The sequence below is a fragment of the Stenotrophomonas sp. 05L414_2 genome (assembly GCF_056397905.1).
Window position 1 is genome coordinate 25,466 of the sequence record NZ_JBFTOJ010000014.1, and the last position, 16,521, is coordinate 41,986.

Here is a 16,521-nt window from a genome sequence, read left to right on the forward strand (position 1 = left end):
CAGGATCGATCCGGCCGTGGCCGGTTGAGCGGGCTCCTGTCCCCTGCGGGTGGATCAACGCAGGTTGCGTGCCAACCCCGGCACGCCTCCCCCTGGATTTCCCCACGCCCATGATGGCAGCTATTTCACGGATGGGAACCCCCGGAGTACGAATCTGCGATGGACGCGGYAATGTGACGCAGTGCGTCACCTTTGGTCGGCACCCGGCACGAATTCGCATGATGGGCCCTCCGGCAACTGCCCAGACGGGCATGAACCCGCTACCATCGACGGCTAGATGCCCGCCTGGGGATGGTGGGTCTTGGGGAGCCGATATGTCTGTCAGTCGCAGTGCGATCAAGAAGGGGCCCGTGGCGCGTAGCACCATGGAGCTGCAGCCGTTTGTCTGGGAGGGGACCGACAAGCGGGGCGTGAAGATGAAGGGAGAGCAGGCCGCGAAGAATGCGAACCTGCTGCGGGCCGAGTTGCGCCGTCAGGGCATAAATCCCGGTATGGTCAAACTTAAGCCCAAGCCTCTATTTGGCGCGGCCGGGAGCAAGATCACGCCGAAGGAAATTGCCTTCTTCAGTCGGCAGATGGCCACCATGATGAAGTCGGGCGTACCCATTGTAGGCTCGCTGGACATCATCGCGAACGGGCACAAGAACCCGCGCATGAAGAAGATGGTGGMTGGCCTGCGCACCGATATTGAAGGCGGCTCGTCGCTCTATGAGGCTGTCAGCAAGTACCCGGTACAGTTCGACGAGCTCTACCGCAACCTGGTACGGGCTGGTGAAGGCGCCGGCGTTCTGGAGACAGTACTGGACACTGTCGCCAACTATAAAGAGAACATTGAGGCCCTGAAGGGCAAGATCAAGAAAGCGATGTTCTACCCGGCCATGGTGCTTGCGGTTGCCCTGCTGGTCAGCGGCATCCTGTTGGTCTGGGTAGTACCTCAGTTTGAGGACGTGTTTAAAGGCTTCGGCGCGGACCTCCCCGCCTTTACCCAGTTCATCGTCAACCTGTCCCGGTTCATGGTCTCGTGGTGGTGGTTGATTCTGCTGCTCATCATCGGTTCGATAGTCGGCTTCATCGCCGCCTATAAGCGCTCACCGAAGCTACAACACAGTATCGACCGACTTGTTCTGAAGCTGCCGGTAATCRGGCAGATCATGCACAACAGTTCGATTGCGCGCTTTGCCCGCACCACCGCCGTGACCTTCAAGGCCGGCGTACCGCTGGTAGAGGCACTAAGCATCGTGGCCGGCGCGACCGGCAATACGGTTTACGAGCATGCCGTATTGAGAATGCGCGACGACGTGTCTGTCGGTTACCCGGTCAACGTTTCCATGAAACAGACCAACCTGTTCCCGCACATGGTCATCCAGATGACCGGCATCGGCGAAGAGGCGGGCGCCTTGGATGCCATGCTGTTCAAGGTGGCCGAGTACTATGAGCAGGAGGTCAACAATGCCGTTGACGCCCTGAGCAGCCTGCTGGAACCGGTCATTATGGTGATCATTGGTACCATCGTCGGCGGCATGGTCATCGGCATGTACCTGCCGATTTTCAAGCTCGCTTCCGTCGTCGGATAAAACATACATGGCATTTCTCGACCAGCATCCCGGCCTCGGCTATCCCGCCGCGGCCGGCCTGGGACTGCTTCTGGGCAGCTTCCTGAACGTCGTCATCCTGCGCCTGCCCAAGCGGCTGGAATGGCAGTGGAAGCGCGATGCGCGCGAGGTTCTGGAGGAGCCGGACTTCTACGAACCGCCCCCGCCGGGCATCGTGGTGGAGCCTTCGCACTGCCCGCACTGCAAGCACAAGCTGGCCTGGTACGAGAACATCCCGCTGTTCAGCTGGATGATCCAGGGCGGCAAGTGCCGCCACTGCAAGGCGCCCATCTCCATCCAGTACCCGCTGGTGGAGGCCCTGACCGCGGTGATGGTGCTGGCCTGTGTGTGGCAGTTCGGCTTCGGCTGGCAGGGCTTCGGTGCGATCGTGCTGACCTGCTTCCTGATCGCCCTGTCCGGCATCGACCTGCGCACCCAGCTGCTACCGGATCAATTGACCCTGCCGCTGATGTGGCTGGGGTTGATCGGCAGCATCGACAACCTGTACATGCCCGCCAAACCGGCCCTGCTCGGCGCCCTGCTGGGCTACCTGTCGCTGTGGTCGGTGTGGTGGCTGTTCAAGCAGCTGACCGGCAAGGAAGGCATGGGCCACGGCGACTTCAAGCTGCTGGCCGCACTGGGCGCGTGGTGCGGGATGAAGGGCATCCTGCCGATCATCCTTATGTCGTCGGTGCTGGGCGCCCTCATCGGCTCGATCTGGCTGTACAGCCGCGGCCGTGACCGGGCGACACCGATTCCGTTCGGCCCCTACCTGGCACTGGCCGGCTGGCTGTTCTTCATGTGGGGCGAGCCCCTGCTGAACCAGTATCTGGTGATGAGCGGGCTGCGCTGAGGGGAGTCCCCATGAGCCAGTATGTGGTGGGCCTGACCGGCGGCATCGCCTCGGGCAAGAGTGAAGTAACCCGGCGCTTCGAGGCGCTGGGGATTGTCGTGGCCGACGCCGACCTGGCCGCACGTGCGGTGGTGGCGGTGGGCAGCCCTGCCCTCGCCCTGATTGCCGTGCGCTTCGGTGCAGACATGCTGCTCGCCGACGGCGCCCTGGACCGGGCGCGCCTGCGCGCCCACATCTTTGCCGACCCGGCCGAGCGGACGGCGCTGGAAGCGATCACCCACCCGGCCATCCGCCGGCTGATGCAGCAGCAGTGCGAACAGGCCGCCAGCCCCTATGCGCTGGCGGCGATCCCGCTGCTGACCGAAGTGGGCGGTCGCCAGGCCTATCCGTGGCTGGACCGGGTGCTGCTGGTGGATGCCCCGGAAGCCGTGCAGCACGCCCGGCTGATGCAGCGCGACGGCATCGACGCCGCGCTGGCCGACCAGATGATCGCCGCCCAAGCCACCCGCGCACAGCGCTTGGCGCTGGCCGATGACGTGTTGGTCAATGATGGCCATCCGGATGACCTGCAGGCGCAGGTCGAGCGGTTGCATCTGCGGTATCTGGGGTTGGCTCCCGGGTAAGGGCGGGCTTCACCCTGCATGGCTGATGTCGCCTCCTGGGTGATCTGCATCGCGCGCAGGGGGATGTCCCGGCCGGGGCAATTCACACCCCCGAGGCAATCAGCGACCTTGAATGCCCCGGCGGATTGCCAGATCCACACACAGGACTGCGACAAAAAAGAAGATCATCGCAACACCCCATTGATACGCCAACGGCCCGAAGAGATGCTTGACCATCGTGCCCACGCCACAGAACACGCGGCACCGACCGGACAGTTCGCTGACTTCATAGTGYAGCACTGCCCAACCGCTCAAAGCCGAGCAGGCGGCGAGGGCCAGACCGAACAGTATGACAAGGGGCCTACGTTTTGATCTACGTTTTGATCTACGTTTTGATTCACGTTTTGATCTACGCCTCGACATGCCTCGCCCTTGTGTCGACGTTTCCCGGAAATCCTTGGGCAACCGTCCTTTTGCCTACGATACCCGCCGGTTCGCCATGAAGCTGCCGACACAAATAACAACAGTCTTTGAAAGACTATTGAATGACGGCCAGATCACGGCCGCATTGGAGCACATCCGCGCCCATTTGGACTCGGATGGTGGCGAGGCTGTTTTTCTCGCCGCCCATCTGAGCATATCCGGCGAAACGTCCGAAGTGTTTGAGGAGCGCTCCATCCGTCAGCTCCGCGCCGCAGCCGCGAAGAACTATGCCCCGGCGATTTTGCAACTCGGCATGCGCCATCTGTTCGGCGACTCAGTGGAAATCGATGTTGCGCGCGCGGCCACCTGCTTCAAATCGGCAGCCGAGGCAGGTTATCCCCCGGCGATGTACGAGTACGGCCTTGCTTTGCTCCATGGCAAGGGAGTGAAGCAGGCCAGGACAGAGGCCCTTGCCTGGATCAGGCGGGCCGCTGAAGGTGGGGACGAGACTGCGCAGGAGTTCGTGCTTGCGCACGGGCTCATGCACGCCGATGACTGACACACTGTCACGATCCGAATTGGAGCCTGCGGCGTGACGGGCGTCGTGCTTGCTCGACTGCCGGTCTGATCTGGTAACAACCGCCGGGCGTGGCCCGGCGCTATTGAATGCCCATGGAACAGGCGCGCGGTGCGGGGATGAGCATCCACGCATGGCGTGGATCTACTCCAGCTGCTGGCGGGCGTAGCGGGCCAGTTCGCGGGCGGCCAGCAACAGACCTTCCACTACATCCGGCGGCAGTTGCTGGCCCGCGCTGCCCTGCACGCGTGCCGCTTCGGCGGCGTGCAGCATCTGGATCAGCGCATTGAGACCGGCTAGGGTACGGCTGAGGCTGGCCAGGGTTACGGCCTGCGACGGACTGAGACCGGTGCCCTTCCGGGTCTGGCCATCGGCGTTGTCGCGGCCATCCATGCGTGCCATCAGCGCGGGCAGCAGGTCGCTGGGTTCGGCCAGTACATCTTCGATGCGTTCGGCGATGTCGGCCGGCAACTGATCGGCGGATTCGCCAACCAGGCGGCGCAGGTTCGGATAGGTAGTGCGTGCAGACATGGCAATGCTCCTCGCAGACGGCAAGGCCACCCGCGGATGCGGGGTGGCGGACGGTGCGGGTTGGCGTACCGGAGACCCAACAACTCGAAAGCAAGGAAAAAGACTCCAGCGGACTCTTGCGAGTCCCCACGCACCGCCCGCCGAAGCAGAAGGCATGCGATGCATTTTCCACGATGGCCAAAGCGCATCTGGAGCTTTCAAGTTGTCGGGTTTATTCAGGACGCCAATCCCGGCCGGGGCGATGACCCCGACCGTGCCATCTCGCCAGCTGCATGCATTGCGGTCATGAGGCGAAAACGCCATGCGGCCCAACCGTCTGCGGAACCGTGCGTTGTGACACGCGCAGGGCGCGGAATGCATCACGCAGGTGTCGTGCTGGACCAGAAGCGCCGCGCCTTCGCGGAAGCTGAATTGGCGTTGCATGCGACATTTCGCGCCGAGTGGGAGATTTTGGCGACGGATGGATTCGTGCCGACCAAGGTCGGCCCCCAGCAAAGCAGCAGCCAGAATGGGTTACAGCGGCTTCGGCGAGAACGTCAGCGTGGCGATCACGCCGCGGGCGCCGCCCGGGCGCACGCTTACCTGCCAGCCGTACAGATCGCACAGGCGGCTGACGATCGACAGGCCAATGCCACCGCCCTGCGAGTGGCCGGCATGGGTACCGCGGTAGCCGCGCTGGAACAGCTTGGCGGCATCTTCCTCGCTCAGGCCCGGCCCGCTGTCGGTCACCGACACGGCGTTGGCGCCCACATGCACGCGCACCTCGCCATCCTGCGAATACTTCACCGCATTGCCGATCAGGTTGCCCAGCGCCACCGACAGCGCCGCTTCGGGGGCATCGATGACCAGATCGCGTTCGCCATCCAGGTGCAGCTCCAGCGGCTTGCCACCCAACTGGGCGCGGTGCGCGTCCAGCAGCTGTTCGGCCACCCGGGCCACATTGCTGCTGCCCTGCCCGCGTTCGTTGCGCGACAGCAGCAGCAGCGCGCCGATCAGATCGCTGCACTGCTGCTCGGCACGCTGGATGCGCTGCAGGCGCTGCAGCACCTTTTCGTCCAGGCCGGGGCGGGTCAGCAGAAGCTCAGTGGCGCCACGGATCACCGCCAACGGCGTGCGCAGCTCGTGGCTGACATCGGCATTGAACTCACGGTCGCGCTGCACCACTTCGGTCAGCCGCGAGGAATAGTCATCCAACGCCTGTGCCAACTGGCCCACTTCGTCATCCGGGAAGCGCGGCGCCAACGGCTCGGGCTCACTGGTACCGCCACGGTACGCACGCAGGCGCGCGGCCAGATCCGAGACCGGCTTCATCACCTTGGAGGCCGACCACCAGCCCAGCACCAGCGACAGCAGGCTGAATACCAGCACCGACAGGAACAGCGCGCGGTTGAGCTGCTGCCCACCGCGGACGCTGTCGGTCATGTCGTAGGCCAGGAACGCCCAAGCATCGGGAGTCTTGCGCACGGCCAGCTTGTAGGAATAGCGCTCGCCGCGCTCGTCCACACCGCCCATGTTGTACAGGCCGTCCTTGAACTCGTACCAGTCCGGCTCCTCCTCGCGCAGGGCTTCGAACTTGTCCGGCTTGATCAGGCGCGCGCGCATCTGCTGCACCGGCAGGTCGGGGTTGCGGTCCGGGCTTTCGTAATAACGCCGCACGTACTCGCTGATGTTGCGGTTCATCACGTCTTCCACCAGCTGGTTTTCCACCCGCATGCGGGCCCAGTTGGTGGCGAACGCGAACAGTGTCGTCAGGCAGAAGCCCAACAACACGAACGAGACGATGATGCGGCTGCGCAGGCGCCGCCGATAAGGCGTGCGCCGGCGCTCCCCCTTGCTTGCCACAGAATCAGGCTTCCGGCGTAGCGATGCGGTATCCGATGCCATGGCGGGTCTGGATCATCGGCACTTCAAAGGGCTTGTCCACCACGGCGCGCAGGCCGTGGATGTGCACGCGCAGCGAATCAGAGTCCGGCAGCTCTTCGCCCCAGACACGGGTTTCCAGCTCCTGSCGGGTGACSACGGCCGGGGMSGCYTCCATCAGCGCCTGCAGGATCTTCARTGCGGTCGGGTTGAGCTGCAGCAGCTTGCCYTGGCGGCGCACTTCCAGCGTGTCSAGGTTGTATTCCAGGTCTCCGGTTTCCAGCACGCGGGTCTGCACGCCCTTGCCGCGACGCGACAGGGCGTTCAGACGCACTTCCACTTCCTGCAGCGCGAACGGCTTGATCAGGTAGTCGTCAGCACCGGAATCGAAGCCGGCGAGCTTGTTGTCCAGCGAATCGCGCGCGGTCAACATCAGCACCGGGGTCTGCTTGCGCGCTTCGTTGCGAAGCTTGCGGCAGACCTCGATACCGTCCATGCCCGGCAGGTTGAGGTCCAGGACAATCGCGTCGAACTCGTGCACGACAGCCAGATGCAACCCGGTCACTCCGTCGGCAGCGAAGTCCACGGTGTGGCCCCGGTCCTCCAGGTAGTCGCCCAGATTGGCCGCAATGTCGCTGTTGTCYTCGATTACCAGGATTCTCACTGTCACCTCTAATTGACGAATTTACCGACGCGCTGGGCCTGGCCCATGTCGCGCTGTGCCTTGTCCTTCTGCCGAGCACGCTCGGCGACGGTCATGCATTGCGTGGACGACATGTTGGAACCAATGGTCTTCTCACGTCGGCATATTAGACGACTATCTTCACGCGCCTGTGTCAAAACGGTGTTCACGACCTGCTGATCGTTGAAGACCTCAGTTCGTACCGATTCAGGCATCGCGTCCTTGGTCGGGTACTGCTCGGCGGCGGCACGGATGCGAACCAGGGTCTCGCGGACCTTGCCGCGCTCTTCCTGACGCAGCTCGGAATAGGTTTCGCCATCGTTGAGCTCGATCTCGATGCGCTCTACCTGCTGCAGCAGCGGCTTGCCCGGCAGGAATACCTCTTCGGCACTCTTGGCCCCTGCCGAGGCAGCGACCAGGGCCAACGCCGAAACCAGAACCGCTGATATCACTGGATGCTTCATGACAAACGAATCCCTGTCTGAGGTGAACGCCGACTGTATGCGGATGCCCGCTCTGCCAGCAAGTGCTGGCCGGCAGGGTGCAGGCGGCCTTAAAGCTTGGAGTCCGGGTTCAAGTTGCTGTAGGTGCGCTGGTCGTTGAGCAGGGCCTTGCCCTTCTCTTCGATGCGGCGCCGTTCGGCCACGGTCAGGCAACGGCTCTTGGGCATGTTGCTGCCCGTAGTGCGCTGGTACGAGCAGATCTGGCGGCTGTCGTCGTGGGCGCGCGTCAGGATGCTGTTGACCCGCTCCTGATCGTTGAAGACGTCGTTCTGCACCTGCGGTGGCAGCTCCTGGACGGTCTGCCGTTCGCCCATCCGCTGGGTGATCCGCGCCAATGCCTGCTGGACCTGACTGCGGTCCTCGGCGGAGATTTCGTTGTAGTCGCCCTGCTGCAGGGCTTTTTCGACCTGGCGGACCTGCTCGGCCACCGGGGTCTGGCGGTCCATCTGCACAGCCGCCTTTTCCGGCTTGGCCAGTGCAACGCCAGGCAGGCACAGCAACAGCACGATCATCGTGGTGCGGTACATCGCCAACCTCCCGATCCTTCGGAACGAAGGCCCAACTCTACGAGTGTCCCCACGTGCCCACAAGGGCCCCTTGGCAGGGGGACACAGGGCATAAAAAAGACCCAGGCGGTGCACCCGCCTGGGCCTGAAGTTGTATCCCGATACCGATCCTGCTGAGAGGCAGAGCTGCGGTTCGTTGAAGGCTACGCCCGGGGCGATTAAAGCAGCGTTAAACCCGCCAACCTCGCCTGAATTTAATTTCAAGCCACTGAAATATCAGGATTTTTTGATCTTCTCGACATGTTCGATGATGCGTGCGGCCACATCCACCCCGCAGGCGGCCTCGATCCCTTCCAGGCCCGGGGTGGAGTTCACCTCCAGCACCAGCGGGCCGCGCTCGGAGCGGATCAGGTCCACCCCGCAGACGCCCAGCCCCAGCGCCTTGGCCGAACGCACCGCCACCTGCTGTTCGGCCCGGCTGGCCTTGGACGCCACCGCCGTGCCGCCGGCATGCAGGTTCGAGCGGAAATCCCCCTCCGGCGCCTGGCGCTGCATCGACGCCACCACCTGGTCGCCGACCACGAAGCAACGCAGGTCGGCGCCCTTGGCCTCGCCGATGAACTCCTGCATCAGGAAGTTGGCATACAGGCCACGCAGGGCTTCGACGATGCCGCGCGAGGCGCTGGCCTTCTCGGTGAGGATCACGCCACGGCCCTGGGTGCCTTCATTGAGCTTCACCACATGCGGCGGCGGGCCGAGCATGGACAACAGGTCGACGGTGTCATCCGGGTTGTCACCAAAGACGGTGACCGGCATGTCGATGCCCTTGGCCGCCAGCAACTGGTGCGCCCGCAGCTTGTCGCGCGAGCGCAGGATCGCGTCGGACGGATTGGGCGTGCGTGCGCCCATCAGTTCGAACTGGCGCAGCACGGCGGTGCCATAGCGGGTGACCGAAGCACCGATGCGCGGGATGACCGCATCCACGCCGGTCATCGGCCGGCCCTTGTAGTGCATGGAAAAGCCGTCCGCGGCGATGCGCATGTAGCAGCGCAGGGGGTCCAGGATGCGCACGGTATGGCCGCGCGCGCGCGCGGCCTCGACCAGCCGACGGGTGGAGTACAGCCGGGTGTTGCGGGACAGGATGGCGAGCTTCATCGCAGTGGGATCGGTCGGCAGGCGCGAAGCATAGCGTGGCAGCGTTGCGACCGGATGATGTTGCCTGGCGGCACCACCGCGTGCCGGGCTTCCCCTTCATTCCGCCGCTGGATAGCCGCGTGCGGCCTCGCCCAGAGCGGCGATGCACGCCATCTGGACGGTCGACCCGCCGAAGGCATCCTTGTAAATCTCCACGATGCGCTGCGCGGCCTCCGGCCCACCTGCCCTGCCCAGGGCGCGCACCGCTTCAACCTGTTTGGCCGAGCCAATTCCCGCGGAAAGGAATATCTGATGCAGTGCGTTGACCAGGTCGTTCCTGCGTTGCATGCCGGCGCGCTCCTTGAAATGAGGGCAACACGCTAGCGGAGGGCAAGTCGGGGGGACATACGGATTTGGAATCTGCCTTGCACGCTCGGACGCGAAGTCCGCACTCTCAAGCAGGCACCGGCAAACGCTGCGCCAGATACTTTCAGCCCCCCGACAATCCCTGCGTCCCGCCAAATCGATTCTCTTCCTCGCTACCGGGCAGCAGCATGACCGGAAACAGAACGAACACCCCCAAAGGAACGAAGGCAATGACAACAAACCATCCCGACTCATCAATGTCGTGCAACCTGCGCACGGTCAGTGCGAGCATGGGCGGGAGGAAAGATACCAGCGCGACCGTTGCCAGGCCCTGCCCCACGCTATTGAGACGCAAGCCCAGTTCCCAATTGTAGAACCGTGTGCCGATCAGCCAGTAGCCAGCTTCCATCAAGCTGTAGCTCAGCGCGGCCAAGAAAGCGGCAAGCAGGAAGAACGACCAGAACTCTGTCCGGTTGGATCGTCCCGAAAAATCAAAGCATCGCCTGATGGGCACAAGTGCAGCGATCATTCACGCTCCGGACAACGAACGATTGATACCAATTGTTGACGGATTTCTAGCATGTCCGATCCCAGCAACAACTGAACCTGTCCGTGTGACTGGATCGAGCAGACCGCAAGGTCGCAGAGGAGGCTTTCCAGCGCTAAGGACGGTCGCGCGGCGCTGAGCCAAGGAAAACTCACCTGGCAGCATGCCCGCGATCACTGTGCGGCAAAGCGGATCGAAGTGCCCGAGCCGAGGCGCTGTCGCGCTGGCTGGGTAGCGCGGAGCGGCTGACACGCCGCAAACCGCTGGAAGACATGGAGCGGGCGAAGGGAATCGAACCCTCGTCAGTAGCTTGGGAAGCTACAGCTCTACCATTGAGCTACGCCCGCGTTGCCCGACAAGTCTATGCGGGGCACGTGTTCAAACGCAACGGGCAGGCCCTTGCAGCTTGCCCGTGACGGTGACGGTGACGGCAGGCCCGCAGGCCTGCCGTCGTGTGCATCAGAAGCTGCCGCTGAAGCTGGCAAACAGCGTCGCGTCCTGCGCACGCTTCTGCAGGGTGGTGGCGCTCAGGCCGATGTTGCTCTGCAGGCCGAACAGCTCCATGCGCGCGCCCAGGATGGCGGTCGCATAGTTCTTGTCGAAGTCCATGCCCGGCACGCGGTACATGCCGACGTCCGGCAGGCTCTGCACCCAGGCGCTGGCCTGCTTGGTGTCTTCGAACTCGTGATCGTAGGTCACCTGCACGTACGGCTTGACGGTGCCGCCGTCGAAGCGGGCCTGCCAACCGATACGGCCGACGGTGGAATCGACATCCTGCTTGCCGTAACCCAGCGCGGTGGCCAGGGTGCCGGCATCGGCGCTTTCGGTGTAACCGTCGATCTTGACCTGCTGCCAGATCACCGAGGCGATCGGGCCGTGGCGGAAGCCACCTTCGGTGCCGAACTCGTAACCGGCGTTCAGGGCGGCGGTCAGGTTGCTGCCGTCCGGCGAGCCACCGTGTTCGCGGGTGGCCGGGCCGAGCTGGACCTTGCGGTTCACGTCATAGGACAGCCAGGTGTAGCTGACCTGGCCATTGACCCAGATGCGGTCGCCGTACCAGCCGGCGAACAGACCGGCCGTGGTGTCCTTCTGGGTGAAATCGCCACGGCTGTTGCCGAAGTCGGCATTCAGGCGGCCAAAGCCGGCGAAGCCGCCGAAGACCATGCCGTCACGTGCCCAGTCGACACCGAACAGGCCGGCCGGGGCCAGGCCGTCGTACAGATCGGCGTGGTCGTAGCGCTGCATGTCACCGCGCACGCCGCCCCACCAGGACATCCCGTCGGCCGGACGGCCGGCTTGGTGCAGACTGACCTGGTCGGCGCGCGAACGGCCGATGGTCTGCGCCGAGTGGCTCAGCACCTGCTGCAGGCGCGGGCCTTCCAGGATCGAGATGGCGTACTGGCCCAGCATCTGGTGCGCGGCCGAGGTCGGATGCACGTCATCGGCGAAGAGATAGCTGCTGGCCGCGTCCGGGCGGGCGTAGGCCAGCGGGCTGCAGGTCAGTGACGAAGCCACCAGGCAGGCGCGGCCGGTGACGTTGCTGAAACCATACATGCCCGGATTGGCGATGATTTCATGCAGCAGGGTGTAGGTATCGAGCGGGATGAAGTCGATACCGGCCTGCTTCAGGCCACTGTACAGCGCAGTGTTGTACGCGGTGGACAGGGCCGTACCCTGCGCTTGACCCGCCGCACCCCGGTCGATGAACCCGGGGGTGATACCGACGTCGGGCAGGTTCGGCACCAGCACATACTGCGCGCCAGCCTGCTTGAGGCTGGCCACGATGCCGATCTGGTCGGTCACCGCTGCGCCAATCACGGCCGGGGCCTGGGCCGGAGCGGTGATCGAGAACAGGTCGTTGGCGCCCCCCCACACGGTGTACAGCGCATTCGGGTCCGCCTTGCCACCGTTGGCGGCGAGATACCTGGCCATCTGCGTCTTCAGCGACGGCACCGGCACGTTGCCGAAGGCCGGCTGGGTCAGGTCGGTACCCACGCGGGCACCGCCGACAGCGTAGTTGTCACCGGTCTGGCCGTTGCCGTTGGGGGACGCATTGGTGCCGTAGTAATCGGCGACGAACTGCGCCCACTCCCAACCGGGGTTGGTGGTGAACTGGCCGGCGACCGGACGCGCCTCCGCCGGCAGCAGGGGACGGTAGTAGCCGCTGTCGGTGAGGCTGTCACCGAAGAACACGGTACGGGTGAACGGGGATTCGCCTGCCATGGCCGGCAGCGCGGCCAGCGCGATCGCGGCCGCCATGAGGGAGCGGATCGGGCGTTTGCTGAGCAGCATGTAAAAACTCCTGTGGGGATATCGTTTGAGGATCCGACGCACGTACGCCGGCGCACGGTGAATGGTTTCACTGCGCCGCCAATTGCTCACGCTGCGCCGCCGCATGGATTGTCGCTCGAGCCAGGCCCGGCGGGCTTTGCCGGTGCGGGCGTAGCGCACAACTTGCAACGGTTCCGATGCGAACCGGCAATCAGCGACAATGGCCCCATGAACATCCAGCTCAATGGCGAACCCCGCACCTTGCCCGCTTCAGCGACCCTCCTGGACCTGCTTGCGGCCGAGCAGCTGTTGCAACGCCGGGTGGCGGTTGAGGTGAACGGCGAGATCGTCAGCCGCAGCCGTCATGCCGAGCATGTGCTGGACGAGGGCGATGTGGTGGAGATCGTGCATGCCCTCGGCGGCGGCTGAGGCATCCCGCGCTCCGCGCTCGCCGGGCATGGCCCGGCGCTACCCTGCGCATCCGTTCCGGTAGCGCCGGGCCATGCCCTCATGTCTCCCCCGATTCGCTGGTGATCGCCGGCAAGACCTACAGCTCGCGGCTGCTTACCGGCACCGGCAAGTTCAAGGATCTGGAAGAAACCCGCCTGGCCACCGAGGCCGCGGGCGCCCGGATCGTCACCGTGGCCATCCGCCGTACCAACATCGGCCAGAACCCGGGCGAACCGAACCTGCTCGACGTGCTGCCGCCGGACCGTTACACCATCCTGCCCAACACCGCCGGCTGCTACACCGCCGAGGATGCCGTGCGCACCTGCCGCCTGGCCCGCGAACTGCTGGACGGCCACAACCTGACCAAGCTGGAAGTACTGGGCGACCAGAAGTCGCTGTACCCGGACGTGGTGCAGACCCTCAAGGCCGCCGAGCAGCTGGTCAAGGACGGTTTCGAGGTGATGGTCTATACCTCCGACGACCCGATCCTGGCCAAGCGCCTGGAAGAGATCGGCTGCGCTGCGGTGATGCCGCTGGCCGCGCCGATCGGCTCGGGCCTGGGCATCCAGAACAAGTACAACCTGCTGCAGATCATCGAAGACGCCAAGGTGCCGATCATCGTCGACGCCGGCGTGGGCACCGCGTCGGATGCGGCGATCGCGATGGAGCTGGGCTGCGACGGCGTGCTGATGAACACCGCCATCGCCGGCGCGCGCAACCCGGTGTTGATGGCCAGCGCCATGCGCAAGGCCGTGGAAGCCGGCCGCGAGGCGTTCCTGGCCGGCCGCATTCCGCGCAAGCGCTATGCCAGTGCGTCCTCGCCGATCGATGGGTTGATCGGCTGATGACCAATCCATTCGACAGCGCCGGTTCGAAGGCACCGCCCAAGCCGTTCACGGTCAACGAAGGCCGCCGTGAAGTGCGCAGCTTCGTGCTGCGCCAGGGCCGTTTCACCCCGGCCCAGCAGCGCGCGTTCGACGAGCGCTGGCCGCGTTTCGGCCTGGATTTCAGCGGTGAACCGCGTGATCTGGATGCCACCTTCGGCCGCGATGCGCACAAGGTGCTGGAAATCGGCTTCGGCAACGGCGCCGCGCTGCGCTTCGCCGCGCAGCAGGACCTCAGCCGCGACTACATCGGCCTGGAAGTGCACGCGCCCGGCGTGGGCCGCCTGCTGAACGCGCTGGCCGACGACAACGCCGACCACGTGCGCCTGTACCACCACGACGCGGTGGAAGTGCTGGAAAAGGAAATCGCCGATGGCGCGCTGGACGAAGTGCGCATCTACTTCCCCGACCCGTGGCACAAGAAGCGCCACAACAAGCGTCGCCTGATCCAGCCGGGCTTTGCCGAGCTGCTGGTGCGCAAGCTGCGCCCCGGTGGCCGCCTGCACTGTGCCACCGACTGGGAGGATTACGCCGAGCAGATGTGGGACGTGCTCGATGCCACCCCCGGCCTGGTCAACCGTGCCGGTCCGCGTGGCAGCGTGCCGCGCCCGGACTGGCGCCCGCAGACCCACTTCGAGACCCGCGGCCAGAAGCTCGGCCATGGCGTCTGGGACCTGTTGTACGACCGCACCTGATGAACGCCTGAGGACGCCGCGCCCCACATGGATACCGCGCTGACGCTGACCACTGACATGAAGCTCGTGCTCGGGCTGGTCGGCTTCACAATGGCGATGTTCCTGTTCGAGCGCATCCGCGCCGACGTGGTCGCGCTGGTGGTGCTGGTGGTGCTGGGCGTGACCGGCCTGATCGCGCCGGAGGAGATCTTCGGCGGCTTCTCCGGCAACGCGGTGATGAGCATCATCGCCACCACCATCCTCGGCGCGGGCCTGGACCGCACCGGTGCGTTGAACCGGCTCGCGGCCTGGCTGCTGCGGCGCGGCCATGGCGTGGAGCAGCGGCTGCTGATGATGACCACGGCCATCGCCGGCCTGAACTCGTCCTTCATGCAGAACCCGTCGGTGATGGCGTTGTACCTGCCGGTTGCCTCGCGCCTGGCCGCGCGCACCGGGCTGACCATGCAACGCCTGCTGCTGCCGATCTCGGCGGCGATCGTGATGGGTGGCGCGCTGACCATGGTCGGCAACTCGCCGCTGATCCTGCTGAACGATCTGCTGGCCTCGGCCAATAACAACCTGCCCTCCGGCCTGGCCACCATCGAGCCGCTGCGCATGTTCGCGCCGCTGCCGATCGGCATCGCCCTGCTGATCGCCTCGCTGCTGTATTTCCGCTACTACGGCGACCGCAAGCTGGTGGAAGAGGAAAGCCWGGTCAACGACGGCACCACGCCGGCCCGCACCGAGAGCTACTTCGCCAAGACCTACGGCATCGAAGGCGACGTGTTCGAGCTGGTGGTCACCGCCGAGAGCCCGCTGGTCGGCATGACCCTGGGCGAGGCCGAGAACCTGCATGACGCGCCGCTGCTGCTGGCACTGAAGACCGGCAATGACACCCGCCTGGCACCGCCGGCGGAAATGCGCATCTGGGTGGGCAGCGTGCTCGGCGCGATGGGACCGCGCCAGCAGATCCACGATTTCGCGCAGAACCAGTTCCTGCGCATGTCCTCGCGCCTGAAACACCTGGGCGACTTGTTCAATCCCAGCCGCGCTGGCATTTCCGAGGCGGTGGTGCCGCCGACCTCCGGCGTCATCGGCAAGACCGCAGGCGAGCTGCGCCTGCGCAAGGAACGCGGCATCAGCCTGCTGGCGATCAACCGCGACAAGCAGGTGATCCGCGAGGATGTACGCGATGTGCAGCTGCGCGCCGGCGACATGCTGGTCTTCCACAGCATCTGGACCGACCTCGCGCAGGCCGCCAAGAGCCGCGACTTCGTGGTGGTCACCGATTACCCCACCGGCGAGCAGCGCCCGCACAAGTTCAAGATCGCCATGGCGATCTTCGCCCTGACCATCCTGATCGCGCTGACCAGCAAACTGCCGGTGGCGCTGACCCTGATGACCGGCGTGGCCGGGATGCTGTTGACCGGCGTGCTGCGCATGGACGAGGCCTATGCCTCGATCAACTGGAAGACGGTGTTCATGATGGCCGGGCTGATTCCGCTTGGCTGGGCGATGGATTCCAGCGGCGCAGCGGCATGGGTGGCCGGCCATACCATCGACAAGCTGCCCACCGGCATTCCGATCTGGGTGCTGGAACTGGCGCTGGCGCTTCTGACCACGGTGTTCTCGCTGGTGATCAGCCATGTGGGCGCGACCATCGTGATGGTGCCGATCGCGGTGAACCTGGCGCTGGCGGCCGGCGGCAATCCCACGGCGTTCGCGCTGATCGTGGCGCTGTCGGCGTCCAACAACCTGATGACGGCGTCGAACCCGGTGATTTCGATGATCACCGGCCCGGCCAACTACACCCCGCGCGAGATGTGGCGGGTCGGCGGCCCGCTGTCGCTGATCTACACCTGCGTGGTGGTGGTGATGATCAACCTGATGTTCTGAAGGTTGGGTTTGTTGGCAGGGCTGCGCCCTGCACCCGCAGAGGCAACGACAACGGCAACGGTCTGCATTCCTTGGGATGGCGGGGTGGGTCCGGTTGCGGGGGACGCCGTAAACCCCCAGACCGGCCCAGCCGCTGGCGGCTGTGCGTTCGGGCGCTTGCGAAGCAGTGC

Annotated in this window: 17 protein-coding genes and 1 tRNA gene; 8 read left to right on the top strand and 10 right to left on the bottom strand. The window is 64.9% G+C overall.

The genetic code is table 11. The features are described 5' to 3' along the window. Positions 1 to 314: 314 nt before the first annotated feature. From AC1DJN_RS03615 to AC1DJN_RS03630, 4 genes are all read left to right on the top strand, one after another. Positions 315 to 1,574, top strand: a complete 1,260-nt coding sequence (locus AC1DJN_RS03615) for a type II secretion system F family protein (protein WP_478038885.1) — start codon at positions 315 to 317, stop codon at positions 1,572 to 1,574. A gap of 7 nt (positions 1,575 to 1,581) precedes the next feature. Beyond that, a complete protein-coding gene (locus AC1DJN_RS03620) occupies positions 1,582 to 2,445 on the top strand; it encodes a prepilin peptidase (protein ID WP_025874291.1) in 864 nt (287 codons plus the stop codon). Positions 2,446 to 2,456: 11 nt separating this feature from the next. After that, complete coding sequence (coaE, locus tag AC1DJN_RS03625; protein ID WP_442251814.1) at positions 2,457 to 3,068, top strand: dephospho-CoA kinase; 612 nt, start codon at positions 2,457 to 2,459, stop codon at positions 3,066 to 3,068. A gap of 436 nt (positions 3,069 to 3,504) precedes the next feature. Beyond that, the gene (locus AC1DJN_RS03630; protein ID WP_442251815.1) at positions 3,505 to 4,029 is read left to right on the top strand and encodes a tetratricopeptide repeat protein; all 525 of its coding nucleotides are present in this window, start codon (positions 3,505 to 3,507) and stop codon (positions 4,027 to 4,029) included. Positions 4,030 to 4,191: 162 nt separating this feature from the next. Here the strand turns inward: AC1DJN_RS03630 and AC1DJN_RS03635 are convergent, their stop codons facing one another. The 10 genes from AC1DJN_RS03635 to AC1DJN_RS03680 form a co-directional block, all read right to left on the bottom strand. Beyond that, positions 4,192 to 4,578, bottom strand: a complete 387-nt coding sequence (locus AC1DJN_RS03635; protein WP_025874288.1) for a hypothetical protein — start codon at positions 4,576 to 4,578, stop codon at positions 4,192 to 4,194. A gap of 513 nt (positions 4,579 to 5,091) precedes the next feature. Beyond that, on the bottom strand, positions 5,092 to 6,462 hold the full coding sequence (locus AC1DJN_RS03640) for a sensor histidine kinase (RefSeq protein WP_032975180.1): 1,371 nt from the start codon (positions 6,460 to 6,462) through the stop codon (positions 5,092 to 5,094). Further along, positions 6,425 to 7,102 (bottom strand): response regulator transcription factor, encoded by a 678-nt coding sequence (locus AC1DJN_RS03645; RefSeq protein ID WP_478038886.1) that lies wholly within the window; start codon positions 7,100 to 7,102, stop codon positions 6,425 to 6,427. The genes AC1DJN_RS03640 and AC1DJN_RS03645 overlap by 38 nt, the downstream gene beginning before the upstream one ends. An 8-nt stretch (positions 7,103 to 7,110) precedes the next feature. Next, a complete protein-coding gene (locus AC1DJN_RS03650) occupies positions 7,111 to 7,584 on the bottom strand; it encodes a hypothetical protein (protein ID WP_025874285.1) in 474 nt (157 codons plus the stop codon). A gap of 89 nt (positions 7,585 to 7,673) precedes the next feature. After that, a complete protein-coding gene (locus AC1DJN_RS03655; protein WP_312963795.1) occupies positions 7,674 to 8,150 on the bottom strand; it encodes a hypothetical protein in 477 nt (158 codons plus the stop codon). A 255-nt stretch (positions 8,151 to 8,405) separates the two neighbouring features. Further along, entirely contained in the window at positions 8,406 to 9,284 is an 879-nt protein-coding gene (gene rimK, locus AC1DJN_RS03660) for a 30S ribosomal protein S6--L-glutamate ligase (RefSeq protein ID WP_025874283.1), read from the bottom strand. A 96-nt stretch (positions 9,285 to 9,380) separates the two neighbouring features. Beyond that, on the bottom strand, positions 9,381 to 9,611 hold the full coding sequence (locus AC1DJN_RS03665; protein ID WP_105164563.1) for a hypothetical protein: 231 nt from the start codon (positions 9,609 to 9,611) through the stop codon (positions 9,381 to 9,383). A 142-nt stretch (positions 9,612 to 9,753) separates the two neighbouring features. Further along, complete coding sequence (locus AC1DJN_RS03670) at positions 9,754 to 10,158, bottom strand: DUF805 domain-containing protein (RefSeq protein ID WP_032975183.1); 405 nt, start codon at positions 10,156 to 10,158, stop codon at positions 9,754 to 9,756. Between the two features lie 291 nt (positions 10,159 to 10,449). After that, a tRNA-Gly gene (locus AC1DJN_RS03675) sits at positions 10,450 to 10,523 on the bottom strand. Between the two features lie 112 nt (positions 10,524 to 10,635). After that, positions 10,636 to 12,468 carry an autotransporter outer membrane beta-barrel domain-containing protein gene (locus AC1DJN_RS03680; RefSeq protein WP_442251816.1) on the bottom strand — a complete coding sequence of 611 codons (1,833 nt, stop codon included), beginning with the start codon at positions 12,466 to 12,468 and terminating at the stop codon, positions 10,636 to 10,638. A 207-nt stretch (positions 12,469 to 12,675) separates the two neighbouring features. On the opposite strand from AC1DJN_RS03680, the gene thiS reads away from it, so the two are divergent. Genes thiS through AC1DJN_RS03700 form a run of 4 tightly spaced genes read left to right on the top strand, consistent with a single transcriptional unit; the run spans position 12,676 to position 16,351 of the window. After that, on the top strand, positions 12,676 to 12,876 hold the full coding sequence (thiS, locus tag AC1DJN_RS03685; RefSeq protein WP_033832224.1) for a sulfur carrier protein ThiS: 201 nt from the start codon (positions 12,676 to 12,678) through the stop codon (positions 12,874 to 12,876). 50 nt (positions 12,877 to 12,926) lie between these two features. Further along, entirely contained in the window at positions 12,927 to 13,742 is an 816-nt protein-coding gene (locus AC1DJN_RS03690) for a thiazole synthase (protein ID WP_478038888.1), read from the top strand. Continuing rightward, on the top strand, positions 13,742 to 14,476 hold the full coding sequence (gene trmB, locus AC1DJN_RS03695) for a tRNA (guanosine(46)-N7)-methyltransferase TrmB (protein WP_442251817.1): 735 nt from the start codon (positions 13,742 to 13,744) through the stop codon (positions 14,474 to 14,476). The genes AC1DJN_RS03690 and trmB overlap by 1 nt, the downstream gene beginning before the upstream one ends. Before the next feature lie 27 nt (positions 14,477 to 14,503). Continuing rightward, complete coding sequence (locus AC1DJN_RS03700; protein ID WP_478038887.1) at positions 14,504 to 16,351, top strand: SLC13 family permease; 1,848 nt, start codon at positions 14,504 to 14,506, stop codon at positions 16,349 to 16,351. The last annotated feature ends 170 nt before the right edge of the window (positions 16,352 to 16,521 follow it).